The sequence below is a fragment of the Acinetobacter sp. 226-1 genome, from assembly GCF_030329325.1.
Classification (GTDB): domain Bacteria; phylum Pseudomonadota; class Gammaproteobacteria; order Pseudomonadales; family Moraxellaceae; genus Acinetobacter; species Acinetobacter sichuanensis.
In genome coordinates this window covers 352,977-379,190 of the sequence record NZ_JACANU010000003.1, presented here as the reverse complement: position 1 = coordinate 379,190, position 26,214 = coordinate 352,977, and the positions used below count along the sequence as shown (strand labels likewise).

Below are 26,214 nucleotides of genomic sequence, written 5' to 3'. Positions count from 1 at the left end.
TCTAGAGCTAAACTTAAAATAATAGAAATGAGCTTGGTTAAAATTAACTTATTAAATAAAATCAAAGTGCTTAAGCTAAATGCAAGTCATGATCTAATGATAAAAGTTGCTCAAATGCAAAACTATAATGATTGTTATTGGTAGAAATTGATCAACCTAAAAGCAAAAAAATGCTGATGATATTCAAACTAGAGAATAGGATCAGCACTTTTTTACATAGATTCATAGGGATGAATCAGAGTGACTTATTCAGCACCATCTGGAACAAAGACGTAGCCCACACCCCAAACTGTCTGAATATAACGTGCGCGTGCAGGATTTTCTTCAATCAAGCGACGTAAACGCGACACTTGAACATCAATAGAACGTTCCATTGCACCCCATTCACGACCACGCGCCAGATTCATCAGTTTATCGCGAGTCAAAGGCTCACGTGGATGCTGTACTAAAGCCTTGAGTACAGCAAATTCACCTGTCGTTAAAGTCACAACCTGACCTTCGCGCGTCAAGGTACGTGTAGATAAATCTAATGACCATGGACCAAATGAAACCACTTCAACATTTTGACTTGGTGCGCCTGGTACTTCACGCACTTGGCGACGTAAAACTGCACGAATACGTGCCAACAACTCATTTGGGTTAAATGGTTTTGGTAAATAGTCATCAGCGCCCGCTTCTAAGCCAGCAATACGGTCTGAGTCACTACCACGTGCGGTTAGCATAATGATCGGTGTGTCAATGTTAGATGAACGTAAACGACGACAAATGCTTAAACCATCTTCTACAGGAAGCATGAAGTCTAAAACAATCAATGAAAATAATTCACGTTGTAATAAACGATCCATTTGAGTGGCATCGTGGGCTGTTTTCACCACAAAGCCTTTATCTTCCAAGAAACGCTGCAAAAGGGTACGTAAACGCACATCATCATCGACAACTAAAATGCGTTCGACACGGTCAGTTTCATTTTGTACGACATCTGTATTTTCAGCAGGTACAACTAAACTCATGATGCACTCCCTTAATGTTGTAAATTATAAATATCGTAATCTCAGTATAATGCCTAAGTTCTTGTTAAGACTATGTATCAATTTGCTCAAAATTACAATTCTAAGCCTGTTTTTAAACCAAAAAACAACACCAAGCAATATTTAGAATGATTCTATGTTTATAAATAAAAAACGTGATCTATTGCAAACAAAATTTTCAATCATTTTAGTATAAGTATTTCTTTCAATAGATGTAATTGAAACTTTCTTGTCATCTGAAACCGTGTTGTGATATTGGAAATATTCATAAAACAAGAATGATTGAAATATATCACTAAAATAAACGATCATAGATGAGATTTTTTCTCATTTAAATGCAAGATCATCGCCTCTTTTGCCATGATTTAACTGCTTAAAATTGCTTTTCTGGACAAGAATAAAGAAAAAGAATGAGATAATCGAAGCTGTCAGTCACATTAAATAAAAATATAGATGATAAAATAATGCCAGAATTATGTGATTACATGATGAAAAAACCAGAAATATGACCTTTTATCAATTTTTTCACTACTAATTTGCAAAACAATTGTGGATTTTATGGTCTTGGTCTTTATAATCACTAACTTTTAGTCCTTATCCTTGTGGAATTAAACACGATGACTGACTTAGTTCAGCAGTTGGCAAGTGAGCTTGCCGTACGAACAAACCAAGTAGAAGCTGCCATTAAACTGATTGATGAAGGTTCTAGTGTTCCATTTATTGCACGTTACCGTAAAGAAGTAACGCAGGGTTTAGATGACATTCAACTACGTCAACTTGACACACGACTCGTTTATTTACGTGATTTATTTGAACGCCGTGAAAAAGTCATTGAGTCGTTAAAAGAACAAAACAAATTATCTGATGATCTACTTGCACGTGTGAATGCAGCAGAAACAAAAAATGCATTAGAAGAAATTTACGCACCGTACCGTCCAAAACGTACCAGTAAATCATTTAAAGCAAAAGAAGCAGGGCTTGGTGCTATTGCTGAAAAAATTATTGCAGAAAATGTTGATCCAACTGAAGCATTGGCAGATTTTAGCCATGAAGATTATGCTGATGTTGAAAGCCAACTTGATGCCATTCAGCACATTATTATCGATGATTGGGCGCAAAATATTGCGTTGACTACAGAGCTAAAAGCAACATTTGCAAAAACTGCGGTGCTAAAAAGCTTAGTGGCTTCAGATGAGAAAAAAGAAGTTGGTAAAAAATTCCGTGACTACTTCGATTTTTCTGAAAACTTAAATAAAGTCCCTTCACATCGTTTATTGGCGATGCTTCGTGGTCGTCAAGAAAATGTTTTAGGTTTAAAAGTGGATGGTGAAGACAATGCACCATTGACACGTATTGAAACTGAATATGATTTAGAGACTGTACAGCCACAATCTCGTCAGGATTTCCTAAAACAAACTGCGAAATTATTTTGGTTAGGTAAAGCTCGTCCAACGATTGAGCATTCATTGTTAACTGAAAAACGTCTTGCTGCCGAATCAGAAGCGATGGACGTTTTTGCAGAAAACTTACGTCATTTGTTACTTTCTGCACCTGCGGGTTCACGTACAACATTGGGTGTAGACCCTGGTATTCGTACTGGTGTGAAACTGGCTGTTGTTTCTAACTCAGGCGATGTGTTGGCACATAGCACGATTTATCCATTTGCGCCGAAAGAAGATAAAGAAGGTTCAATTACTGAACTTGCTCGTCTTTGCCGTGAATACAATGTCGATTTAATCGCCATTGGTAATGGTACTGCAAGCCGTGAAACAGAAGCTGTGATTGCTGAAATGATGGCTGCAAATGCTGATCTGAAAATGACTCGTGTGACTGTTTCTGAAGCAGGTGCGTCAGTTTATTCAGCGTCAGAATTGGCATCTGCTGAGCTTCCTGAACTTGATGTTTCGATTCGTGGTGCAGTGTCTATTGCACGTCGTTTACAAGATCCTTTAGCGGAACTTGTGAAGATTGATCCTAAATCGATTGGTGTAGGTCAGTATCAACATGATGTGAACCAAACCAATTTGGCAAAAACGCTCGATGCTGTGGTTGAAGACTGTGTGAATGCGGTTGGTGTTGATGTCAATACTGCATCTCCTGCAATTTTGGGTTATATCGCAGGTTTGAACAAAGCTATTGCACAGCAAATTGTGGAATTCCGTAAAGAAAATGGTCGTTTTGATAACCGTCAGGCATTGAAAAATGTGCCTCGTTTAGGTGAGCGTACCTTTGAGCAAGCGGCAGGTTTCTTACGTATTCAGGATGGTTCTGAGCCATTAGATGCATCTTCTGTTCACCCAGAGTCTTATGGTTTAGTGAACAAGATTGTTGAAGCAAAAGCAACAACAGTGAAAGACATCATTGGTAATACTGAAATTATCCGTCAGGTCAATGCTGAAGAATTTGTTGATGAAACAGTAGGTTTGCCAACGATTCAAGACGTATTAAGCGAACTGGAAAAACCAGGTCGTGACCCACGTCCAGAATTCCGTACAGCAAAATTCCGTGAAGACATTACCCAAGTCAGCCAATTGACCGAAGGTATGCAGCTTGAAGGTGTGATCACCAATGTGACGAACTTCGGTGCATTTGTTGATGTGGGTGTGCATCAGGATGGTTTAATTCATATTTCTGAACTTGCCAATGAATTCGTTTCTGACCCACACAAAGTGGTAAAACCTGGTCAAATTGTACAAGTTCGTGTATTGACTGTGGATGCTGAACGTAATCGTGTCAATATGTCGATGCGTCCTGAAGGTTCAGAAGCGCCAGCGAAAGCACCACGTCAAAAGCGTGAGTTTAACAATGCTAATGGCGAACAACGTGGCGAGCGTAAACCTCAGGGCAAACGTCCTCAAGGTGATCGTCCGCAACATGCACGCCATGACAATAAAGACAAAGCACCACGTCATGACAAAAAGCCTCAGGCAGCAAAACCACAGGAAAATAAAATTGGTGGTTTAGGTGCGTTATTGTTACAAGCAGGCATTAAAGGTTCTAAATAAGTAACAGAACTGTAGTGTAAAAAATGTTAAATAAAAAAGCCTCTTTTGAGGCTTTTTTATATTTTAGCTAAACTAATTCTTTAAAATTTCAATGATAAGTGGTTCAAATTTTTAGTAAAAAATGTTAAATTAATAAACAAAATAAATGAAAAGAGGGGGCATTTTTCAATTATGTTTTATTTTGATTAAACATATTAATTAAAAATAAATAGCCATTGTTATGTCATCAATTTTGCAATGGAACAAACACATTTTATATATTTTGACTTAAACAATAGAGAACAAAATGAGTCACGAATCTAGCGTTAATAAGAAGTTTTATCCGAGTGATTTACTTTCAGGATTAGTTGTTTTTTTAGTTGCTTTACCTTTATGTTTAGGAATTGCCAGTGCTTCTGGAGCACCATTGATTTCAGGCATTATTGCAGGGGTGATCGGGGGGATTGTTGTTGGTTTTTTAAGTGGCTCACATATTAGTGTATCAGGACCTGCCGCAGGTTTGGCTGCTATTGTATTGACGCAACTTGATCATTTAAATGGAAATTATCAAGCATTTCTATTTTGCCTTGTACTGGCTGGCATACTACAAATGGTTTTTGGGGTGTTGCGTGTTGGTACATTTTCAAATTTTATTCCAACAAATGTTATTTTGGGATTGTTAGCAGCGATTGGAATTATTCTTATTTTAAATCAATTTCCTATTTTGGTTGGATTGGAGATTAGCTTATTAAAAATGAGTTGGCTTGCAAATACTGAAAGCATTTTGAATAAATTTGATGCAGGCGCATGTTTAATCGGCTTAATCAGTATCGCAATTATTTTATTGTGGGACAAATCACCACTCAAAAAACTGCCATTACCTTCAGCATTGCTTGCAGTGATGGTGGCAGGTGGATTGAACTATTTATTTACTTTATTTGGCTCAAGTTTAGCTGTACGTTCTGAACATTTAATCCATTTACCCAATATTATCAGTGGTACTGAAACAATTTTTAGTTTTCCTGATTTTTCTTATTGGAATAATAGTGTGATTTATACAGGAGCAATTACTTTAGCTGTGGTTGCTTCTTTAGAAACATTACTGAATCTTGAAGCTGCCGATAAAATGGATCAGCAAAAACGTACCTCACCACAAAATAGAGAATTATTGGCGCAAGGTGTTGGTAATACTTTATCAGGCTTGATTGGTGGTATGCCGATCACCTCAGTGATTGTGCGTAGTTCAGTCAATGCGACCAGTGGTTCAAAGACCAAAAATTCTGCAATTTTTCATGGAGTTTTGTTGATTGTAGCGCTGTTAATTTTAACCCCTCTGATTAATTTAGTGCCACTTGCTTCCTTAGCGGCGATCTTAATTTTAACGGGTTTTAAGTTGGCAAGCCCTCATTTATTTAAGCGCTTATATTCACAAGGATGGAAGCAATTTCTTCCATTTATTGTCACTGTGGTTGCAATTGTTGCAACAGATTTGTTGGTTGGTATTATTATTGGTTTGGTGTTAAGTGCTGTGATTATTTTAAAAAATAATTTAAAGCGCGGTGTTCGTATTATTCATGAAACGCATTTACATGGTAAATTGACCCGTATTGAACTTGCACCGAATATTAGTTTTTTAAATCGTTCCGCACTGGTTTCTGCTTTAGATAAAATTCAGGATGGTGAAACGGTTATTGTTGATGCATCAAATACTTACTATATAGATCCTGATGTTTATCAAGTCATTAAAGATTTTAAAGATGAGAGAGCACAAAAACATCAAATTAATTTTAAATTGATTGGTTTCAAATCGCATTATCCAGAAATTGTAGAAGAAGAACTGGATATCAATGTTTCGACCTCTGAGGTACAGCGTCAGTTGACCCCATCGCAAGTATTGCAGTTGCTCAAAGAGGGTAATCAGCGTTTTGTGAATCATGAGCGTTTGCATCACAATATTGCACGTCAGATTCAAGTTACTTCGCAGTCTGGTCAGCATCCATTTGCGGCTGTTTTAGGCTGTATGGATTCACGTGCGCCAACAGAACGAATTTTTGATGTGGGGATTGGTGATTTATTTAGTTTACGTATCGCTGGTAATATTGCAGGGCAAAAGGTTTTGGGATCGTTGGAATTTGCTTGTAAAAGTAAAGGGTCAAAGCTGATTCTTGTGTTGGGGCATACTGACTGTGGCGCAGTGACTGCCGCATGTCAAATGTATCAACAAAATATGGATATTAAACAAGTTAAAGAGACACCAAATGTACAGTATTTTTTAAAACCAATTATGCAAGCTGCTGAAACTGTACATAAAGAAATGACAACGTATCAGTTAACTTCTAATTTTGTACATGCCGTTACTTTGACGAATGTTAAAAATAATATTGCTTATATTTTACAAAATAGTGATGTATTAAGAACAATGGTTGAGCAAGGTGAAGTGGGTATTATTGGTGGAATTTATGATGTAAATACAGGAAAAGTCGAATTTCTTTGATCTTAATGTGCTTCAAAAAAAACCGCCTGTAGGCGGTTTTTTTTAGATTTAAGAAAAAGAATATTACCAGTGCTCGCCCGGAAATAAACGCGCATATGCTTTTTGAACCAAATTCAATTTCTCTTGTTTACCTACCGAAGCACTTGAACTTGGGAATAAGTTAAAACCAATCGACATCAGTTTATTATTAATATCTGGTGCAATTGAATAAGTAATAGAGGCTAAACGTCCAAGATGGGTGGCAACTTTTTTCGGACGTTTTACAATCGCATATGCCACTAAGTCTGCTGCTTGTTCAGGAGAAAGCGTAGGCACATATTTATAGATTTTGGTTGGTGCAATCATGGGTGTGCGCACCAAAGGCATATAAACAGAAGTAATGGCAATTTTGTGTGAATGTACTTCAGCAGATAAACAGCGGCTAAAAGCATCTAAAGCAGCTTTGGAAGCGACATAAGCAGAAAAACGAGTCGCATTTGCTAAGACACCAATGGAACTGATATTGATGATCTGTCCATCTTTACGATGCATCATTTGCGGTAAAATATTCAAAACTAAGCGTACAGCACCAAAATAATTTAACTGCATGGTGCGTTCAAAATCATGAAAACGATCAACAGATTCGTGTACTGCACGACGAATTGAACGTCCAGCATTATTAATTAAAATATCAATATGATCTACAGAGGCGATAATTTGTTTAGATACCGCATCAATTGCATCCATATCATTTAAATCACATGGAAAAATATCAGCTTTTCCGCCATTGGCTTGAATATCGGCTTGGACTTCTTTCAGTGTTTCTTCTGTGCGCGCAACTAAAAGTACATGTGCTCCTGCTGCTGCAAGCTGTTTTGAAACAGTCAATCCAATACCACTCGATGCGCCTGTAATTAAAACGACTTTATCCTGTACTTTTTGTTGGAAAAGCTGTTGTAGTTTCTTATTCATATTTATTTCCCTGTAAATTAAATATGCAATGAAATTATGGGTGGGTGATCAATAAATTGAGCGGCAAGTTTAACCGAAAAAACAAGAAACACTATAAATAAATATATGAATACAAAGTAATTTTTAGAGTAAAAGCTCTATTTTTTAAATTTTTATAATAGAATGATCAACATACATGGAGTATAGCTAAAAAGCAAAAAAGACCTGAGTTCAGGTCTTTTAAGTGTGTGAAAATTATACTTTGTCGAGTGCTTGTGCCAAATCTGCAATTAAATCATCAATATGTTCAATACCGACAGACAAGCGCACCATATCAATGCTGACGCCCGCAGCTTTGAGTTCTTCTTCATTCAACTGACGATGGGTTGTTGTCGCAGGGTGGCATGCTAAGCTTTTTGCATCACCGATATTCACTAAACGTGTGAAAAGTTGCAGAGCATCAATAAAGCGAGTTCCACCTTCACGCCCATCCTGCACACCAAAGGATAAAATACCTGATGGTTTACCTTTGACATATTTTTGAGCTAAAGCATGCTGTGGATGATCGGTCAGACCTGCATAGTTGACCCATTTCACTTTAGGATGAGATTTTAAATATTCAGCGACTTTCTGAGCATTATAAGTATGACGCTCGATACGCAAGTTCAGTGTTTCCAAACCTTGCAGAATTAAAAATACACTGAGTGGACTGATTGCAGCGCCTGTATTACGTAGTGGTACAACACGTGCACGTGCAATATACGCCGCTTCGCCTAAAGCTTCCACATAGTTGACACCATGATAACTTGGATCAGGCGTATTCAGTACTTTAAAACGTTCAGGATATTTGCCCCATGGGAATTTACCACTGTCGACAATCGCGCCACCAATCGAGTTACCATGACCACCAATATATTTAGTCAATGAATGCACCACAATGTCCGCACCATGTTCAAATGGTTTGAGCAGGGCAGGTGTAGCAACGGTATTGTCTACGATCACAGGTACACCGTATTCATGGGCAATTTTTGAAATCGCTTCAAGGTCAATGATATTGCCCAATGGATTACCAATCGATTCAACAAAAACCAATTTGGTTTTTTCATCAATTAAGCCACGTAAAGCTTCAGGATTTTGATAATCGAAGAAACGAACTTCAATGCCTTGCTTTGGCAGGGTATGTGCAAACAGGTTATAAGTTCCTCCATAAAGAGTTGAAACTGATGCAATATTGTCACCTGCTTCCGCAATGGTCTGAATTGAATAGGTAATAGCGGACATACCCGAAGCCAAAGCCAAAGCCCCAATACCCCCTTCAAGTGCAGCAAGACGTTGCTCTAAAACAGCAGTGGTCGGGTTCATAATACGGGTATAAATATTGCCCTGAACTTTTAAGTCAAACAGATCTGCGCCGTGTTGAGTATCATCAAAAGCATAAGAAGTGGTTTGGTAAATAGGCACAGCCACAGCTTTGGTGGTGGCTTCTGGTGAATAGCCTGCGTGAATGGCGAGGGTTTCGTCCTTATATGTCATGGTTATATCATCTTCGTGAGTTAAATATAAAAATCAGTTTAGCATTTATGAATATGAAATAAAGCGCAAATATTGCGAATATTTATCACAAAAAATCATATAGATAATTATCCGTCATTAAATCATGTAAAGTGTTTAGTCGGTCAAGTTCTGTTTTAAATTTAAGCACAAGAATTGTTGTAACATTCTATGCCATATGAATGACATGCCTTATGTTTTCAGGACTTTCATCGTATAATGCAGCGATTGATTTTTTGCTCATTGAGCAGGGAGTTGGCAAATGCTTTGAATTTTAAAGCAGAATGCAAACTCCACCATTTGGTTTTCTATTGAGGAGTCCTGCGTGGCCCAATATATTTACACGATGAACCGTGTGTCGAAAATGGTTCCGCCTAAGCGCGAAATCTTAAAAGACATCTCTTTATCATTCTTTCCAGGCGCAAAAATTGGTGTGCTTGGTTTAAACGGTGCAGGTAAATCAACCTTACTCCGTATTATGGCTGGCGTAGATAAAGATTTCTCAGGTGAAGCACGTGCTCAACCGGGCATCAAAATCGGCTACCTTGAGCAAGAGCCACCTTTAGATGAAACAAAAGACGTGCGTGGTAACGTTGAAGATGGTTTACGTGAACCATTGGATGCTTTGGCACGTCTTGACGAAGTATTTGCTGAATATGCGGCTGAAGATGCTGACTTTGATGCACTTGCAAAAGAGCAAGAAAAGTTGGAAGCCATTATCCATGCGTGGGATGCACACAATATTGCAAACCAGATGGATCAAGCGGCTGCTGCATTAAACCTGCCTGCCTGGGATGCAGATGTATCTAAGTTGTCTGGTGGTGAGCGTCGCCGTGTTGCATTATGTCGTTTATTGCTTTCTAAGCCAGACATGTTGCTTCTGGACGAACCGACGAACCATTTAGATGCTTCATCTGTTGCTTGGTTAGAACGTTTCCTTAAAGATTTTGCGGGTACAATCGTTGCGATTACGCATGACCGTTATTTCTTAGACAACGTAGCTGAGTGGATTCTTGAGCTTGACCGTGGTATGGGTATTCCGTATCAAGGTAACTATTCTTCTTGGTTAGAGCAGAAAAATGCCCGCTTAGAACAAGAGAATAAGCAAGAAGAATCTTTTGCTAAAGCATTGAAAAAAGAACTTGAATGGGTTCGTTCAAATGCCAAAGGTCAGCAAAAGAAAAACAAAGCACGTATGGAACGCTTTGAAGAGCTTAACTCACGTGAATTCCAACAGCGTAACGAAACTTCTGAAATCTATATTCCACCTGGTCCACGTCTGGGGAATAAGGTTGTAGAAGTTGAAGGCATCAGCAAATCATTTGGTGATCGTACGCTTTATAAAGATTTATCATTCGTTGTACCACCTGCTGCAATTGTCGGCATTGTGGGTGAGAATGGTGCAGGTAAAACCACACTATTCCGTATGATGACGGGCGAGCAACAACCAGATACAGGTTCTGTGGTATTGGGTGAATCTGTTAAAGTCGCTTATGTTGGTCAGATTCGTGACACATTGGATAACAACAAAACTGTTTGGGAAGAAGTTTCAGGCGGTTTAGATATCTTACGTATCGGTGAATACGAAATTGCATCACGTGCATATATCGGTCGCTTTAACTTTAAAGGTCAAGATCAGCAAAAACGTGTAGGTCAGTTGTCAGGTGGTGAGCGTAACCGTTTACAACTTGCAAAAATCCTGCAAATGGGCGCAAACGTGATCCTACTCGATGAACCGTCAAACGACTTGGACATCGAAACCTTACGTGCACTTGAGGATGCGATTCTTATATTCCCAGGTACTGTGATGGTGATCTCGCATGACCGTTGGTTCCTTGACCGTATCGCAACACACATCTTGTCATTTGAAGGTGAAACACCTGAATTCTTCACAGGTAACTATGCCGAGTTTGAAGAATATCGTCGCAAACGTGATGGTGATGACCTTGTTGCTAAGCGTCAAAAGTATCGCAAAATTGGTGTTTAATCCCTTCTTTTGAAATTTAAAAAACCAGCCTTCGGGCTGGTTTTTTATGATATGAAATGATCAGTTTGAATGATCTATTAGCATCATCATGGTAAGCATCACAAAATAATGATTTTAAGAAGGTCGTATTATTTTTGAAATTTCATGCTGTGCTTCAAGATGACCTTGATCTGCTGCTAAATTTAACCATCTTAAAGCTTGTATTTCGTTTGAGTCTAGACCGAGCTGACCATTTAAGTACAACATACCAAGTTTAAATTGTGCGGTACTATAGCCTTGTAAGGCTGCATTTAAAAAATACCAAACGGCATTGCGTTGATAGCTATCTTGATTTTCCTCAAGTTTTAAATTAGAAATGGCTGAGAAGCTATTTAAAGACAAATGTTCAAAATATTTCGCACGTTGATAACTTAAAAAGGCTCCAGAAAAATGCTGCGCTTGTAGAGCAATACGTGTTGCTAAATAAGAAAGAATAGATTTTTTTATATGATTATGTAATTTATTAAAATCCATTTTATTGTACTCGCCAGACAATAAGTTATTAAATATGAGAAAGCAAAAAAATAATATTTTCGCTTTCTCAGATGTTTTTTTGGCAAATCTTATATTAAGCTTTGCCAAAGTAAGATTAATATTTTTATTTTAAAACTTTTTGCTTAAATTATTCTTGATATTGACCTATATCAGAATAATTAAATTCGTTTTATAACGATTATGAAAATGCTAATTGATTATATGCTTTTTTAAGTTCTTCCTTCGCAAAAGGGTGACCTTGGTGTGCTGCTTGTTCAAGCCATTTTTCGGCATGAATATAACTGCGATCTAAACCGAACTGACCATTCAAATAGTTCAATCCCATTTGATATTGAGCTTCTTGATCACCACGTAAAGCCGCACGTAGGTATCCCCACATGATGTTACGAGTATTTTGTTCATCTGCTAAAGCAGCGTGTAATGGGTACTTAATTGAGACCTCATCTTTCATATTGGTTGGAGCAATTGAATGTGATGAATTATTTCCCAAAAAGCGTTTTAAAATATGTACTAACATATAAACCTCCTTGCTAATCCATTAACAAAGCTATGAAATATCAAACTAGAAATTTAGTTTGTATATGTCTAATGTATCTATTTTTTTATGTTTTTCAAATAATAAATTGTAATTTGTCAATATATAAATGTATGAGTTTTTATATAAAAGGATAAAAGGTATGTAAATTAATTGAATATTCAATCAATTAAAGTGCATTATATAAAGCAGTAAGACTTAAAAATGGTATTTAATCAGTTTATTTAAGTAGAAAAAATTGTAAAATAAATCATAAAAAATATGATTTTAAATATTATATCTTATTATTTTGTAATATTTTTTTATTTAAATTTAACTTGAGGTTAAATTTTTATTTAAAAAAACAGTGACTTATATTTCATTTATCTATAAAAACGTGAATAAGAACATGAATGAAAAAGGTTGAAATTTAATCATTGGAAATGGTTTATTTTAAATATTGAAGCGCTACAATCAAAGTGGTTTAAAAAAGATCTATCTATATGAATTTTAGTTGAGGAAGATCAATGGCTGAGCATCATGGGCATGATCATAGTCATGCAGTCGTTACCGAAGAAAATGCAAAAAAACTGACTTTTGCACTCATACTCACCACCACTTTTTTAATTATTGAAGTGATTGCTGGATTTATAACGCAAAGTTTAGCGTTATTGTCTGATGCAGCACATATGTTTACTGATGCAGCAGCACTGGCGATTGCTTTGGTGGCGATTAAAGTGGGTAAGTTACCTGCGGATGATAAGCGAACTTTTGGTTACCAGCGTTTTGAAATTTTAGCTGCTTTATTTAATGCATCTATGTTGTTTATGGTTGCAATTTATATCCTTTATGAGGCTTTTCAACGTTTTAGCAATCCTCCTGAAATTCAAAGCTTAGGCATGCTCGTCGTTGCCGTTGTAGGATTAATCATCAATTTAATTTCTATGAAAATACTCATGTCGAGTGCCAAAGACAGCTTAAATGTCAAAGGTGCTTATTTGGAAGTTCTGAGTGATGCTTTGGGTTCGGTGGGTGTGATTATCGCAGCGATCTTGATTTATTTCACTGGATGGGTATGGCTAGATACCATGATTGCAGTATTGATTGGTTTTTGGGTTTTACCTCGAGCATGGGTGTTGTTAAAGCAAAGTATCAATATCCTGTTAGAAGGTGTACCTGAAGAAATTGATATTGAAAAATTACGACAAGATTTATTGGCTTTAAAAGGGGTTGAGAATATTCACCAACTGAAAGTCTGGGCGATTACATCAAAAAATATCCATTTAACGGTTCACCTTTTTGCACCAAAAGCAGATCGTAACTTACTTTATCAGGAAGCTTTAGAATTACTTAGTCATGAGCATGGTATTACTGAAATGACTTTGCAAATCGAAGATGATGCTTGTGCTGTGCATTCACATCAGCCTGATATAGCGCATGATCAAAAAGATTCTGGACACTCACATCCACATTAAGTTGATGTGAGTCTTTATTTTTATAGATTAAATATGCCAATCGTGCTGGCATTCACGACATTTCCAGTGTTTGTTGGCACTCATAAATGATTGCATGGAGATTTTAAAATCGGGTAGATCGCGCCAGAAAAAAATCCCTGCAACAACACAAAGTAAAAAAACGACTACAGTTGCAATTTGTAGGGTTTGACCTGCGCCATTGCCAAATAACCATAATGCAATACTGATAATGACCAAGAGTAATAAAACAAAAATTGCTGGAATTAAGACAACAAGGCTTTTAGGTACAACAGGGCGTACTGCTGGGGTTTGTGCATCAGCAACAGGTAAAATTTTAGGGCTTTGACATTTTGGGCAACGATACTGCATTACAACTCCACAAATATTTTATTATTTTGATTTTAGCGGATTGTCATCAAAATCAAAAATTTTTGGCAATAAAAAAGCCACTGAATATGTCAGTGGCTTTTTTGAATTTGGCGTTCCTACGGGGATTCGAACCCCGGTTACCGCCGTGAAAGGGCGATGTCCTAGGCCTCTAGACGATAGGAACTTGTGAGGCAACAGGATAAGTTTTTCAACCGTCTCTCTGTATGGGCGCTATATTAGGGATATAATGCTCATGCGTCAACTAAAAAATAACTTATGCTTCATCAACTGCATCATTTTTCGGCAATTTTAAGCTTTCATTGAGTTTTTCCCACACTTTTGCTTCTTTTTTGCTCGGGCCACCAACAATTTCTAAAGCATGGCGTAAACGAGCAAAGGTAAGATCAGGACCTATAGTTACCATAGATTGCATTACTGGGGTTGATGAAGTTGAACCTGCAATGGCAATAAAGAATGTTGGCATAAAGTCACGTAGTTTAATTTCCATTTGGTTTGCCAAGTCCATTAAGGTTTGGCTCACCGTGTCATTATTCCATGTGAACATACTTTCTAAACGCCAAATTGCAAATTGTAAGCTTTGACGAACTTGTTCTTCAGAGAGTTTTTTACTTGCAAACTGTTCTTTGCTAATCGTTGGAAATTGGTTGAAATAGAAACCTGCCCAATTGACTGCTTCAGAAAGTAAATTAATACGAGGCTGAATTGCAGCAGCAATATCTTCTAAAGTTTGACGGTCAGATTTCCATGCCAATAAGGTATTTAAAAGCTCAGCAGGACTTAAGCCTTTGATCCATTGACCATTCAGCCAATTGAGTTTTTCAACATCAAAAATTGGACCACCAAGCGACACACGTTGAATATCAAAATGCTCAATCATTTCAGCTAAAGTAAATTTTTCGCGCTCATCTGGCATTGACCAGCCCATACGTCCTAAATAATTCAGCAAGGCTTCTGGTAATACACCAATATTTTTATAGTAGTTGATAGAAGTTGGATTTTTACGTTTAGAAAGTTTAGATTTATCTGGATTACGCAGTAAAGGCATATGGCACAGTACTGGCATTTCCCAACCAAAATATTGGTAAAGTAATTGATGTTTTGGTGCGGATGGAATCCATTCTTCACCACGAATAACATGTGTGATTTCCATTAAGTGGTCATCAACTACGTTTGCAAGATGGTAAGTGGGTAAGCCATCTGTTTTAAGTAGAATTTGCATATCCACTTGTGCCCATGGAATTTCCACTTCACCACGTAGTAAGTCATTAAATTTGCAAATTCCTTCAGTTGGAATTTTCATACGAATAACGTGTGCTTCACCTGCCGCTAAACGACGCTGAACTTCTTCTTCTGATAATAATAAGCCACGACCATCGTAACGAGGCATTTCACCACGTGCTTGTTGTTCTGCACGCATTTGGTCTAGTTCTTCAGTCGTTGCAAAACAGTAAAAAGCATGACCTTTTTCAACTAAATCAAGTGCATATTGCTTGTAGATTCCCATGCGTTCAGATTGGCGATAAGGTGCATGTGGTCCACCAATATCTGGACCTTCTGACCAGTTAAGACCTAACCAACGTAAAGAATCTAAAATCATTTTTTCTGATTCAGGTGTTGAACGTAGTTGGTCAGTATCTTCAATACGTAGAATAAATTCACCGCCATGTTGCTTTGCAAAACAAAGGTTAAACAAGGCGATATATGCTGTTCCTACATGAGGGAAGCCTGTTGGAGAAGGTGCAATACGAGTACGGATGGTCATAATCAACTATTATTCAGAATGTAAATTAGGGCTATTATAACGAAAAAGCCCAATCGCTTAAGGGTTAATTCACCAATAAACAATCGGGCATATTCATTCTTTGGGGGAGAATAACTTAGAACACTAAAATATATTTAAATTAAGAGTTATGTGGCTGAAAAATTGCTTGTACAAAACGTGAAAAGCGTTGATGTTGCTCTGCTAAAAAGTTTTGCGAAGCTGTTCCTTTTAATGATGCAAAAACTTTAAGCTCGTCTTGGGTCGAGATTAATTTATTGTCACGTTTTTGCTGACTTAATGCTTTTTCAATTGGAGATTGTTTTTCACTAATCACTGAAGATGAATTAACAGGTGTTGGATTTGTTGAAATCGCAGCTGCTTGAGTGACTTGTACGCTTAAGCCTAAAGTAAGACCTAAAGCAAATAATTTTAAGCTATGTTGTTTCATTGTCATATCCCCCCACCAAGGACATTATTCTTCATTAAGATTTTTCTCTTACGCTGCTATTTTAACCATAAATAGTCACAATATGTACAATAGCGTCACATATTATTACAAAAATGACATTATTGGGCAGTTTGAATCAAAATTTGCTGTTCAATTGTAAGAGCGCACTATTATTAGCAAACAAATGTGTATTTATTGTGAAGGAATATACATTTTAGCTGCAACTTTTCAAAGTTCTATTTTGTATAAATAAGTCTGTATAAATGATATCTAAATAATAGATATAAATCTTATTTATTGATATAAGTTTATGATTGTAAGGTGAAAAAATAAATAATAAAGTGCTAAAAATTAAATTTAAAATGTGAATTGAAATGAAAAAAATTATACTTGTAAGTTTGTTGAGTTTTGTCGGGCTAAATAGTGTCAGTGCATATGCTGCAAAAGATTTCTTAAATGTTTCTTATGATCCTACACGTGAATTTTATCAAGAATATAATAAAAGTTTTGGGCAGTTTTGGAAGTCTAAAACAGGGCAGGATATTGAATTTAAACAATCACATGGTGGCTCTGGTAAACAAGCACGTTCTGTGATTGATGGCTTACAAGCTGATGTAGTAACTTTGGCTTTAGCAAATGATATTGATGAAATAGTGAAAGCAGGATTAATTGAAAAAGATTGGCAAAAGGAGTTTCCAAATAATTCTGCACCTTATACATCCACAGTGGTTTTTTTAGTGCGTAAAGGTAATCCTAAAAATATTAAAGACTGGAATGATTTAACCAAACCTGGTGTGGAAATTATTACACCAAATCCTAAAACAGGTGGAGCACCACGTTGGATTTATTTATCAGCTTGGGGTTATGCGCTGAAGCAACCAGGTGGTAATGATGTAAAAGCACGAGAATTAGTGAAAAACTTATATAAAAATGTCAAAGTTTTAGATTCGGGTGCACGTGGCTCTCTAACAACATTTGCTGAACGTGGCATAGGTGATGTTTTATTATCTTGGGAGAATGAAGCAATTTTGGCGACTTCAGGACCAGATAAGGATAAATATCAAATTATTTATCCATCTATTTCAATTTTGGCAGAACCTTCTGTGGCAATTGTTGATAAAAATGTTGATAAAGATGGCAATCGTAATTTAGCCAAAGGTTATTTAAACTATTTGTATTCACCACAAGGGCAAGAATTGGCGGCGAAATATCATTTCCGTCCTCGTAATGCTCAAGTTGCTGCAAAATATGTAGCGAAATTTCCAAAAATTAAATTATTTACAATCAATGATGTATTTGGAGGATGGGCGAAAGCGCAGCAAACTCATTTTGTGAATGGTGCGATTTACGATCAAATTTCATCTGAAAAGTAAATAAAAATTTTAAGGCGAGACTGGCAAAACAGAATATTTCTATATTCTGTTTTTGTATAAGTAAAGCTGAAAAACCTATAATGTGGATATATAATAATTTTGATTGGATTTTTATAAATAAAACAAACAATTAACACTTTAGTAATCTATAAAGTGAATTTGCTTTTTAAATTATTAAATTGCGGTTTATCTCTTGATTTCATATATTTATCATAATTCAAGATTTTAATGCTGAAACGTCATGAAAGCTCAAATTAAGACATGGCTGCAAGTTGCATTACTTGCAACAGGTGTTGCTGTTACTTCAAATGCAACCCAAGCAGCCGATCGTCAATTTTTAAATGTATCTTATGATGCAACACGTGAATTTTACGATGAATTTAATAAGTCTTTTGGTGCATATTGGCTTAAAAGAACAGGTAAAACTGTTGATTTTAAACAGTCTCATGGTGGTTCAGGTAAGCAAGCACGTGCAGTTGTCGATGGTCTAAATGGTGATGTTGTCACTTTAGCCTTAGCAAATGATATTAATGAAATTGTAAAATCAGGTCAGATTAATGCGGGTTGGGAAAAAGAGTTTCCTTATAACTCAGCACCTTATACTTCAACGATCGTTTTTATGGTACGTAAAGGCAATCCTAAAAATATTAAAGATTGGACTGACTTAACAAAATCAGGTGTGCAAATCATTACTCCAAATCCAAAAACAGGTGGCTTACCACGTTGGATTTATTTATCTGCATGGGGATATGCTTTAAAACAACCAGGTGGTAATGATACGACTGCTCGTGATTTTGTTTCTAAAATGTACCATAACGTAAAGGTGATGGATCCTGCGGCACGTGCATCTATGACAACTTTTGCTGAACGTGGCATAGGTGATGTATTACTGACTTGGGAAAATGAAGCCATGATCAGTAAAAAAACCTTGGGTGATAAGTTTGATATTGTGTATCCATCTATGTCAATTTTAACTGAGCCATCAGTTGCAATTGTGGATAAAACAGTCGCAAAAAATGGAAATAAATGGTTAGCAACAGGTTATATCAACTATTTATATTCTCCAATTGGTCAGGAAATGGCGGCAAAACATTTTTATCGTCCACGTAATGAAAAAGTTTTAGCAAAATACGCAAAACAATTTCCTGCATTAAAAACATTTACCATTGATGAAGTTTTTGGTGGATGGGCAAAAGCACAACAGACACATTTTGTAAATGGTGGTGTGTTTGATCAGATTTATAATGCAAAACGTTAATTTTTAGGCGTTTTAAACCTCCATACGTGGAGGTTTTTTATTTGATAAATTGAGTCGGAAAAATAGTGAAAAACAGATAGGCATAGAAGGGTGATCAGCGTGTTAAATTGCATCATTGAGCTGAAATACAGTGAAGCCTAGCTAAAAAATCACTTTAAAACGGTTTTCTCTATAAAAAGTAATATTTCCCTACAAAAAGTCGTTTGGAGCTTTTACAAAACAAGGTAATAATGTGCAGTTACTTTTTTGATTGAATTGAAAGCATAGTTATGTCCCATATTTCTGTATTACTCCATGAAACAGTTGATGCTTTACTCGCAAATCGTAATACGGGGATCTATGTAGATGGGACATTTGGACGAGGTGGACACACCCGTTTATTGCTCTCAAAATTAGATGAAAATGCACGTGTTTATGCCTTTGATAAAGACCCACAAGCTTTAGAAGTTGCATATCAACTTGAAAAAGAAGATCCACGTTTTAAAATTATTCATGCCAGCTTTGCAGATTTACAACAAGAACTGAATCAACTTGATATTTATCAAGTGGATGGTGTTATGGCAGATTTAGGGGTGTCATCGCCACAGTTAGATCAAGCAGATCGTGGCTTTAGTTTTATGAAAGATGGACCCCTAGATATGCGTATGGATAACTCTCAAGGACAAACTGCTGCTGAATGGTTGGTTGAAGTTGAGGAAGAGCATTTAGCCAATATTATTTTTCAGTATGGCGAAGAACGTTATAGTCGTCGTATTGCAAGAGCAATTAAAAATGCAGGTTATATTGAAACAACAGGACAATTGGCTGAAATTGTAAAAGTTGCTCATCCAAAGTGGGAAAAAAATAAACATGCTGCAACACGTACTTTTCAGGCGATTCGTATTGAAATCAATAAAGAATTAGAAGATGTACATTTATTCTTACCCCAAGCGGTAGATTTGTTAAAAGATCATGCACGTTTAGCCGTGATTAGTTTTCATTCTTTAGAAGATCGAATTATTAAGCAATTTATTCAAAAGGAATCAACATTAGCAGAAGATAATGGCTGGGGCTTACCACAAAAAGTGCAAGATACACGTAGATTGAAAAAGGTTGACCGAATTCGTGCAAGTGATGCAGAGGTGAAAGAAAATCCTCGTTCACGTAGTGCTTGGCTTCGAGTTGCAGAACGCTTAGAACATAAAGGCGCAGAATGAAAGAAGAAATTGTAGAAGAGCAAAGCCATCGACTTGCAGTTAAAAAAACGATTCTATACACAATTTTAGTGATTGCTGTATTAGTGAGTGCATTTATGGTTGTACTGCAAGTATTTGCTTATCGTCATGATTTTCGTGAATTGAATGGTTATATGCGTGAAAGGGAAACGATTAATGCAGAGTGGGGACGTTTGTTGATTGAACAACAAACCTTTGGTGCAACAGCACAAATTGGTACACGTGCAGTGACTCAACTTAGAATGTATTCTCCTCCTGCTGCGCAAACCGTCGTGATTTCATTACCGTCCGAAACTGAGCAGAAGAAATAGGCAAGCTGTTATGGTAGATAAGCAAAGCAAGCAAACACGTCAGCCGAGAAAAAAACAGCAGTCTATTTCAGCTAAGCCTTCTGTTGCTGTAGACATGTGGCGTTATTATTTGATGTGGGCTGTGGTCTTACTGTGTTTTATTATGTTGGTTGGTCGAGCTTTTTATGTGCAAGTCATTAATAAAGACTTTTTACAAAATAAAGCGAATGCCAATATTTTAAGAACAGAAAAGTTGAAGGCGATGCGTGGCGTGATCAGTGATCGTCATGGTGTGCCTTTAGCAATTAGTACGCCAATTATGAAAGTGGTGATTGATCCACGTGAGTATTTTGAGACTAAAGCGCAGTTTGAAAAAGTCACAGAAGAACTGAAAAAAACACCTGAAAGTCGTAAATTAAAACGTCAATTACCTGATGAAAATTTAAATTTAGATGAACTTGCTGATGCAGTCGGCATTGATCGTGCTGATTTAAAGAAAAAATTGGCAGAGCGTCCGCGTTCTCGTTATTTGGTATTAAAAAAAGAAGTTCCACCACCTCAAGCTGACTTAATTACTGAGCGTAAATTTGCTGGCGTTTATTCGGAAAAAACCTATAAGCGTTATTATCCACAACCTCAACCGAATGCGCAGATTATTGGACTGACCAATAGTGAAGGCACGGGTATTGAGGGGCTAGAAATGCAGCTTAATACGCGTCTGGCAGGTGAAGATGGTGAACAAAAGATTTCCCGTGATAAACATGGTAATCGTATTACGATTCCTGAAGTAGTCAAAGAAGTTAACCCAGGTGAAAATATCACGCTGAGTATTGACTCGCGTTTACAATATATTATGTATCGTGAATTGACAGCCGTTGGTGTAGCCAATAATGCACGTTCAGCTTCTGCAATCGCAGTCGATGTAAAAACAGGTGAAATCTTAGCGATGGGCAGTTGGCCATCTTATAATCCAAATGATAAAAATGGATTAAAAAACAAAGATGCTATGCGTAACCGTGGTGCAATTGATATGTTTGAACCAGGTTCAACCATGAAGCCATTTACAGTTGCGGCAGGTTTGGAAAGTGGCAAATACACACCAAATTCTATTGTTAATACCAGTCCAGGTTCAATGCGTTTAGGTTCACATACCATTCGTGATACGCATAACTATGGTTCACTGACAGTAACAGGGGTGATTATTAAGTCATCTAACGTTGGGTCAGCAAAAATTGCATTATCTTTACCGAAAGAAGCATTACCAAGTTTCTTTAGAAAGGTCGGTTTTGGTCAGCGCTCAGCAGTAAAATTCCCTGGTGAAAGTGGTGGTTTAGTATTACCGCCAAGTAAATTAAACTCTTCACAAATTGGAACTATGGCTTATGGCTATGGTCTAAATGCAACAATTTTACAGTTGGCACAAGGTTATGCCATGTTGGCAAATCATGGTGTTGAATATCCATTAAGTTTATATAAGTTGGATGATCAACCTCAAGGCAAACAAGTGCTTGAGCCAAAAATTGCTGATGATGTGTTGTTAATGTTAGAGCAAGTCACCATGCCTGGTGGTACAGCAAAACAAGCCAATATTCCAGGTTATCGTGTTGGCGGTAAAACAGGAACAGCACATAAATTACGTCCTGATCATCGTGGTTATTCAAATACGGAATACCGTGCTTTATTTGCTGGGGTTGCACCAATTAGCGACCCACGTTTAGCAATTATTGTCGTCGTAGAAAACCCACGTGGGCAATATTATGGTGGTCTCGTTGCAGCCCCTGTTTTTGCAAAAATTATGCAAGAGTCTTTGCGTTTATTGAACGTGCCTCTTGATAAACCTTTAGATTCTGTAAATCCATCCAAATAGGTGAATGATGATTCATTTCCAAGACATTAATGATGTTGAAAACCCAAAAGCTTGGATGTCTGAGCCTTTTCATGGATTTAGTCTAGACAGCCGTGAGATTCAGCAAGGGCAAATTTTCATTGCTTTAACCAGTTATTCTCAGCCTGAAAAAACGCTCCAATTTGCACAGTCTGCTTTACAAAATGGTGCTTTGGCAGTGATCAGTGAGACTGATCTTGGGATTGAAAATGCATGGATTTGTCCTGATGTGCGTCAGTGTATGGGGCAGTGGCAAAAACAGTATTTACAAGCAACACAGCCTGTACAGACAGCGCATATTTTAGCTGTGACTGGAACCAATGGTAAAACCACAATTTCTCGTTTGGTTGCAGAATTGTTGATGTTGCAAGGCAAAAAGTGTGCTGTGATGGGAACGACAGGCAACGGCATTTTACCGAATCTTGAGGCATCTTCACACACCACACTCGATGCATTGCAAATGCAAAATTCGTTGCATCAATTTGCAAAAAATGGTGCAGAATTTGTGTCTTTGGAAGCCAGTTCACATGGTTTGGAGCAAGGGCGTTTAAATGGCTGTGAGATTGAAATCGCTGCATATAGCAATTTGAGTCGAGATCATCTTGATTATCATGGAACGCTTGAGGCTTATGCTGAAGCCAAGTCATTATTGTTTAAGTTTGCTACTTTAAAAGTGGCTGTCATCAATATGGATGATGCGCATGCAGATGTGATGCTCAATGCAGCAAGCAGTAATTTATCACATCCTAAAGTATTGACTTATTCTACTTCTAAAGCTGCCGATTATCAGGTTTTTGGTATTAAGTACAGTCTGGAAGGGGCATCTTTTCATTTAAAGACAAGCAAAGGTGAATTTACGGTGAATAGTCCTTTGCTTGGACATTTTAATATTGAAAATCTAGTTGCCAGTCTAATTGTGGCAGAGCAGGCAGGTTTTGATCTGAAACAGTTGATTGCAGATGTACCCAAGCTCAAAGGTGCGCCTGGACGTATGCAGGTGATTCGTGATGCAGATCGTTTGTTTGTGGTGGATTATGCACATACGCCTGATGCACTGACACAGGTGTTAAAGACACTGAAACGTCATGTTGAAAATCAGTTATGGGCGGTGTTTGGTTGTGGCGGTGATCGTGATCGTGGCAAGCGTCCATTGATGACTAAAGCCGCTTTGGAACAAGCCAATCCGATCATCATCACATCAGATAATCCGCGTACTGAAGATCCTGAACAAATTTTTGCAGATATGAAACGTGATGTTGACTTTAGTCAGCATGATGTTCATGAAATCCGTGATCGTCGTGAAGCGATTAAATATGCGGTAAAACATGCCCAATCAGGCGACATTGTTGTGATTGCAGGAAAAGGGCATGAAGATTATCAGGAAATTGATGGCGTACGTCATTGGTTTGATGATGTCATTGAAGTGCAGTCTGCAGTAGATATGCATCGTCATAAAACAAATTCTCCAGCTCAGTAGGAATAGAGATGCACACCTCGACCACCAGTACTGTGCCTTTAGAGCCATGGTCAGCAGCTGAGCTTGCTGAAGCGACTCAAGGTTATTGGTATTTAGACAAAGCACCCCAAGGTGAAATAAAACGTATTTTGACAGATTCGCGTGATGCCGAATCAGGTGATGCATTTCTTGCGCTTAAAGGTGAGCGTTTTGATGCACACAACTTTGTGGCACAAGTAGCACAAAATGGTTGTCAGGTTGCCATTGTCAGCCAACCTGTCGAAGCCAATATTTGTCAACTTGTGGTTGCAGATACACGCTTGGCTTTGGGGCATTTAGGGGCATTCCGTCGTGCTCAGCACACACAGTTGAAAGTGATTGCATTAACGGGCAGTAGTGGTAAAACCACCACCAAAGAAATGTTGGGCAGTATTTTTTCACGTCTGGCACCGACCTTAATTACCCGTGGTAATTTGAATAATGATCTGGGTGTGCCAATGATGCTTTTAGAGCTTCGTGCTGAGCATCAGTATGCTGTGATGGAACTCGGTGCAAGCCATCAAGGTGAAATTGATTACACCTCGAAGCTTGTGCAACCACATGTTGCAGGTATTTTAAATATTGGTACTGCCCATTTGGGCGAGTTTGGCGGTCGTGATGGTATTTGCCGTGCCAAGTCTGAAATTTATGCGCATATAGATTTAGCAGGCACTTCAATTGTTCCTGCTCAGGATGATTTTACCGATATCATTCGCCAAGCTGTAAAAACTGAACAGGTGCTTAGCTTTGGTCAGGGCGGTGATGTTTTTGCAACTGATGTGCAATTACATGCTCAAGCAGCCACATTTACACTCAATACACCTCAAGGCACACGAACAGTGAACCTACCGTTTGCAGGTGAGCATAATGTACACAATGCCGAGGCTGCGACTGCTTTTGCTTTGGCAATTGGTGTGGCTTTGGATGATATTGTTATCGGACTTGAGCAAGCACAAGGTGCAAAAGGTCGACTAAATTTCATTCAGAAAGACAATTACTTGTTTATTGATGACACTTATAATGCTAACCCGACTTCAATGCGTGCTGCGGCTGAGGTCTTGGCACAGCAAGATGGCATCAAAGTCATGGTGATTGGAGATATTGGAGAATTAGGGGCTACGGCTGCACAACAACATTATATGTTGGGTCGTGACCTTGTTTCGGTTAAAGGAATTAACTTTGTGGTTGCAGTGGGTGAGTTTTCACCTGCAATCCAAGAGGGTGCACGTAGCACGCAATATGGTAAAAAATTGCAGGCGTTTTTAACGCAAGCGCAAGCATTACCCCTTTTAATGAGTTTAATTGAGACACATCAACCGCAGTCCATGAGTTTCCTGTTTAAAGGTTCTCGTTTTACCCACATGGAAACGTTGATGACTGACTTGATGGAGAAAGTTTAATGCTGTTTTGGTTGTTTCAACATTTGGCAGGCTATGAGAATGCCTTTCAAGTGGTTCGGTATTTGTCATTACGTGCCTTGCTCAGTGTCTTAACTGCACTTGCAATTGGTTGGGCTTTAGGTCCTGTGATGATCCGTAAACTACAAGCTTTAAAATATGGTCAAGCAGTCAGTTCTTTTGCACCAGAAAATCATGCGAAGAAAATGGGTACACCAACCATGGGTGGGATTTTAATCCTATTGTCCATTGGGATTAGTACTTTACTTTGGGCAGATTTATCCAATCCTTATGTCTGGATTGTCTTGGGCGTGATGGTGATTTTTGGTGCTGTGGGTTGGGCAGATGACTGGATCAAAGTGCGTTATAAAGACAATGCTGGTCTACCTGCAAAGAAAAAGTTTTTCTGGACATCGGTAGGTTCATTAGGTGCAGGTATTGCTTTATATATCATTTCAACGCAACAGGAAAATCCTGTACATGCAGCGAATATGTTGGATTTACTGATTCCATTCTTTAAAAACCTCAGCATTCCTTTATCATCAATTCCACTAGGTATTGGCTTCATTATTTTCACTTATTTAGTGATTAATGGTGGATCAAATGCAGTCAACCTAACCGATGGTTTAGATGGGTTAGCAATCATGCCGATCGTACTGGTTGCAGCAGGTCTGGGCGTATTTGCTTACTTGGCAGGTGATATTCGTTTTGCCAATTATTTACATATTCCTTATGTAAAATATACCTCAGAACTTGTGATTATCTGTGCGGCAATGATTGGTGCAGGTTTGGCTTTCCTTTGGTATAACGCACATCCTGCACAGGTGTTTATGGGCGATGTTGGCGCATTATCACTCGGTGCGATGCTCGGTACAATTGCGGTCATGGTTCGCCAAGAAATCGTATTTGCGATCATGGGCGGTGTATTTGTCGTAGAAGCAATTTCGGTATTCCTACAAATCGGTTCATTGCGTATGCGTAATAAACGTGTGTTTTTAATGGCACCTTTGCATCACCATTATGAGAAAAAAGGCTGGCGTGAAACCCAAGTCGTGATCCGTTTCTGGATTATTACAATTATGCTGGTAGTTTTAGGTCTAATGACTTTAAAATTGCGTTAAGCAAAAGTTGTTGAAGAGAGTCGGCATCTGCCGACTTTTTTTATGGCTTTAAAATGAGTTTGGAGAAGGTTTTGAAACAAATCA

Annotated in this window: 20 protein-coding genes and 1 tRNA gene; 12 read left to right on the top strand and 9 right to left on the bottom strand. The window is 37.8% G+C overall.

What is annotated here, in order from left to right:
- Positions 1 to 245: 245 nt before the first annotated feature.
- Positions 246 to 1,010 (bottom strand): osmolarity response regulator transcription factor OmpR, encoded by a 765-nt coding sequence (ompR, locus tag HX124_RS07880; RefSeq protein ID WP_107007182.1) that lies wholly within the window; start codon positions 1,008 to 1,010, stop codon positions 246 to 248.
- 635 nt (positions 1,011 to 1,645) lie between these two features.
- Here ompR and HX124_RS07875 point away from each other — a divergent pair.
- A complete protein-coding gene (locus HX124_RS07875) occupies positions 1,646 to 4,033 on the top strand; it encodes a Tex family protein (protein ID WP_286383008.1) in 2,388 nt (795 codons plus the stop codon).
- A 286-nt stretch (positions 4,034 to 4,319) separates the two neighbouring features.
- Positions 4,320 to 6,506, top strand: coding sequence for a solute carrier family 23 protein (locus HX124_RS07870; protein WP_286383009.1), 2,187 nt, complete (start codon positions 4,320 to 4,322; stop codon positions 6,504 to 6,506).
- A 63-nt stretch (positions 6,507 to 6,569) separates the two neighbouring features.
- On the opposite strand, the gene HX124_RS07865 is transcribed toward HX124_RS07870, so the two are convergent.
- The gene (locus tag HX124_RS07865) at positions 6,570 to 7,457 is read right to left on the bottom strand and encodes an SDR family NAD(P)-dependent oxidoreductase (RefSeq protein ID WP_286383010.1); all 888 of its coding nucleotides are present in this window, start codon (positions 7,455 to 7,457) and stop codon (positions 6,570 to 6,572) included.
- A 234-nt stretch (positions 7,458 to 7,691) separates the two neighbouring features.
- Positions 7,692 to 8,969, bottom strand: coding sequence for an O-acetylhomoserine aminocarboxypropyltransferase/cysteine synthase family protein (locus tag HX124_RS07860; protein WP_286383011.1), 1,278 nt, complete (start codon positions 8,967 to 8,969; stop codon positions 7,692 to 7,694).
- Positions 8,970 to 9,312: 343 nt separating this feature from the next.
- Between HX124_RS07860 and ettA the strand changes: the two genes are divergently transcribed.
- Positions 9,313 to 10,974 carry an energy-dependent translational throttle protein EttA gene (gene ettA / locus HX124_RS07855; RefSeq protein WP_286383012.1) on the top strand — a complete coding sequence of 554 codons (1,662 nt, stop codon included), beginning with the start codon at positions 9,313 to 9,315 and terminating at the stop codon, positions 10,972 to 10,974.
- A gap of 114 nt (positions 10,975 to 11,088) precedes the next feature.
- Here the strand turns inward: ettA and HX124_RS07850 are convergent, their stop codons facing one another.
- Together HX124_RS07850 and HX124_RS07845 are read right to left on the bottom strand one after the other, a co-directional pair.
- The gene (locus HX124_RS07850) at positions 11,089 to 11,487 is read right to left on the bottom strand and encodes a tetratricopeptide repeat protein (RefSeq protein WP_107007176.1); all 399 of its coding nucleotides are present in this window, start codon (positions 11,485 to 11,487) and stop codon (positions 11,089 to 11,091) included.
- A 199-nt stretch (positions 11,488 to 11,686) separates the two neighbouring features.
- Complete coding sequence (locus HX124_RS07845; protein WP_286383013.1) at positions 11,687 to 12,025, bottom strand: SEL1-like repeat protein; 339 nt, start codon at positions 12,023 to 12,025, stop codon at positions 11,687 to 11,689.
- 524 nt (positions 12,026 to 12,549) lie between these two features.
- Here HX124_RS07845 and HX124_RS07840 point away from each other — a divergent pair.
- Positions 12,550 to 13,497 carry a cation diffusion facilitator family transporter gene (locus tag HX124_RS07840; RefSeq protein WP_286383014.1) on the top strand — a complete coding sequence of 316 codons (948 nt, stop codon included), beginning with the start codon at positions 12,550 to 12,552 and terminating at the stop codon, positions 13,495 to 13,497.
- Between the two features lie 27 nt (positions 13,498 to 13,524).
- On the opposite strand, the gene HX124_RS07835 is transcribed toward HX124_RS07840, so the two are convergent.
- The 4 genes from HX124_RS07835 to HX124_RS07820 form a co-directional block, all read right to left on the bottom strand.
- Positions 13,525 to 13,866, bottom strand: a complete 342-nt coding sequence (locus HX124_RS07835; RefSeq protein ID WP_286383015.1) for a hypothetical protein — start codon at positions 13,864 to 13,866, stop codon at positions 13,525 to 13,527.
- 108 nt (positions 13,867 to 13,974) lie between these two features.
- Positions 13,975 to 14,050, bottom strand: a tRNA-Glu gene (locus tag HX124_RS07830).
- A gap of 90 nt (positions 14,051 to 14,140) precedes the next feature.
- Entirely contained in the window at positions 14,141 to 15,649 is a 1,509-nt protein-coding gene (gene gltX / locus HX124_RS07825; protein WP_286383016.1) for a glutamate--tRNA ligase, read from the bottom strand.
- Between the two features lie 139 nt (positions 15,650 to 15,788).
- Complete coding sequence (locus HX124_RS07820; RefSeq protein WP_107007274.1) at positions 15,789 to 16,097, bottom strand: hypothetical protein; 309 nt, start codon at positions 16,095 to 16,097, stop codon at positions 15,789 to 15,791.
- A 374-nt stretch (positions 16,098 to 16,471) separates the two neighbouring features.
- Here HX124_RS07820 and HX124_RS07815 point away from each other — a divergent pair, with 374 nt between their 5' ends.
- The 8 genes from HX124_RS07815 to mraY all read left to right on the top strand — a co-directional run bounded on the left by HX124_RS07815 (position 16,472) and on the right by mraY (position 26,130).
- A complete protein-coding gene (locus HX124_RS07815) occupies positions 16,472 to 17,470 on the top strand; it encodes a sulfate ABC transporter substrate-binding protein (protein ID WP_286383017.1) in 999 nt (332 codons plus the stop codon).
- 241 nt (positions 17,471 to 17,711) lie between these two features.
- Positions 17,712 to 18,728, top strand: a complete 1,017-nt coding sequence (locus tag HX124_RS07810) for a sulfate ABC transporter substrate-binding protein (RefSeq protein WP_286383018.1) — start codon at positions 17,712 to 17,714, stop codon at positions 18,726 to 18,728.
- Between the two features lie 269 nt (positions 18,729 to 18,997).
- Positions 18,998 to 19,924, top strand: coding sequence for a 16S rRNA (cytosine(1402)-N(4))-methyltransferase RsmH (gene rsmH / locus HX124_RS07805; protein ID WP_286383019.1), 927 nt, complete (start codon positions 18,998 to 19,000; stop codon positions 19,922 to 19,924).
- Positions 19,921 to 20,253 carry a cell division protein FtsL gene (gene ftsL, locus HX124_RS07800; protein ID WP_286383020.1) on the top strand — a complete coding sequence of 111 codons (333 nt, stop codon included), beginning with the start codon at positions 19,921 to 19,923 and terminating at the stop codon, positions 20,251 to 20,253. Before rsmH ends, ftsL begins: the two co-directional genes overlap by 4 nt.
- A gap of 10 nt (positions 20,254 to 20,263) precedes the next feature.
- A complete protein-coding gene (gene ftsI, locus HX124_RS07795) occupies positions 20,264 to 22,099 on the top strand; it encodes a penicillin-binding protein PBP3 (protein WP_107007167.1) in 1,836 nt (611 codons plus the stop codon).
- Between the two features lie 4 nt (positions 22,100 to 22,103).
- Positions 22,104 to 23,594, top strand: a complete 1,491-nt coding sequence (locus tag HX124_RS07790) for a UDP-N-acetylmuramoyl-L-alanyl-D-glutamate--2,6-diaminopimelate ligase (protein WP_286383021.1) — start codon at positions 22,104 to 22,106, stop codon at positions 23,592 to 23,594.
- Positions 23,595 to 23,602: 8 nt separating this feature from the next.
- Positions 23,603 to 25,012 carry a UDP-N-acetylmuramoyl-tripeptide--D-alanyl-D-alanine ligase gene (locus HX124_RS07785; protein WP_286383022.1) on the top strand — a complete coding sequence of 470 codons (1,410 nt, stop codon included), beginning with the start codon at positions 23,603 to 23,605 and terminating at the stop codon, positions 25,010 to 25,012.
- Positions 25,012 to 26,130, top strand: a complete 1,119-nt coding sequence (gene mraY / locus HX124_RS07780; protein WP_286383023.1) for a phospho-N-acetylmuramoyl-pentapeptide-transferase — start codon at positions 25,012 to 25,014, stop codon at positions 26,128 to 26,130. Before HX124_RS07785 ends, mraY begins: the two co-directional genes overlap by 1 nt.
- The last annotated feature ends 84 nt before the right edge of the window (positions 26,131 to 26,214 follow it).

Coding starts and splice junctions, on each gene's coding strand:
- ftsL (WP_286383020.1), top strand. CDS start 19,921: ATGAAAGAAGAAATTGTAGAAGAGCAAAGCCATCGACTTGCAGTTAAA.
- gltX (WP_286383016.1), bottom strand. CDS start 15,649: ATGACCATCCGTACTCGTATTGCACCTTCTCCAACAGGCTTCCCTCAT.
- HX124_RS07835 (WP_286383015.1), bottom strand. CDS start 13,866: ATGCAGTATCGTTGCCCAAAATGTCAAAGCCCTAAAATTTTACCTGTT.
- HX124_RS07785 (WP_286383022.1), top strand. CDS start 23,603: ATGCACACCTCGACCACCAGTACTGTGCCTTTAGAGCCATGGTCAGCA.
- rsmH (WP_286383019.1), top strand. CDS start 18,998: ATGTCCCATATTTCTGTATTACTCCATGAAACAGTTGATGCTTTACTC.
- ftsI (WP_107007167.1), top strand. CDS start 20,264: ATGGTAGATAAGCAAAGCAAGCAAACACGTCAGCCGAGAAAAAAACAG.
- HX124_RS07870 (WP_286383009.1), top strand. CDS start 4,320: ATGAGTCACGAATCTAGCGTTAATAAGAAGTTTTATCCGAGTGATTTA.
- mraY (WP_286383023.1), top strand. CDS start 25,012: ATGCTGTTTTGGTTGTTTCAACATTTGGCAGGCTATGAGAATGCCTTT.
- HX124_RS07815 (WP_286383017.1), top strand. CDS start 16,472: ATGAAAAAAATTATACTTGTAAGTTTGTTGAGTTTTGTCGGGCTAAAT.
- HX124_RS07845 (WP_286383013.1), bottom strand. CDS start 12,025: ATGTTAGTACATATTTTAAAACGCTTTTTGGGAAATAATTCATCACAT.
- HX124_RS07820 (WP_107007274.1), bottom strand. CDS start 16,097: ATGAAACAACATAGCTTAAAATTATTTGCTTTAGGTCTTACTTTAGGC.
- HX124_RS07790 (WP_286383021.1), top strand. CDS start 22,104: ATGATGATTCATTTCCAAGACATTAATGATGTTGAAAACCCAAAAGCT.
- HX124_RS07840 (WP_286383014.1), top strand. CDS start 12,550: ATGGCTGAGCATCATGGGCATGATCATAGTCATGCAGTCGTTACCGAA.
- ompR (WP_107007182.1), bottom strand. CDS start 1,010: ATGAGTTTAGTTGTACCTGCTGAAAATACAGATGTCGTACAAAATGAA.
- HX124_RS07850 (WP_107007176.1), bottom strand. CDS start 11,487: ATGGATTTTAATAAATTACATAATCATATAAAAAAATCTATTCTTTCT.
- HX124_RS07865 (WP_286383010.1), bottom strand. CDS start 7,457: ATGAATAAGAAACTACAACAGCTTTTCCAACAAAAAGTACAGGATAAA.
- HX124_RS07860 (WP_286383011.1), bottom strand. CDS start 8,969: ATGACATATAAGGACGAAACCCTCGCCATTCACGCAGGCTATTCACCA.
- HX124_RS07875 (WP_286383008.1), top strand. CDS start 1,646: ATGACTGACTTAGTTCAGCAGTTGGCAAGTGAGCTTGCCGTACGAACA.
- HX124_RS07810 (WP_286383018.1), top strand. CDS start 17,712: ATGAAAGCTCAAATTAAGACATGGCTGCAAGTTGCATTACTTGCAACA.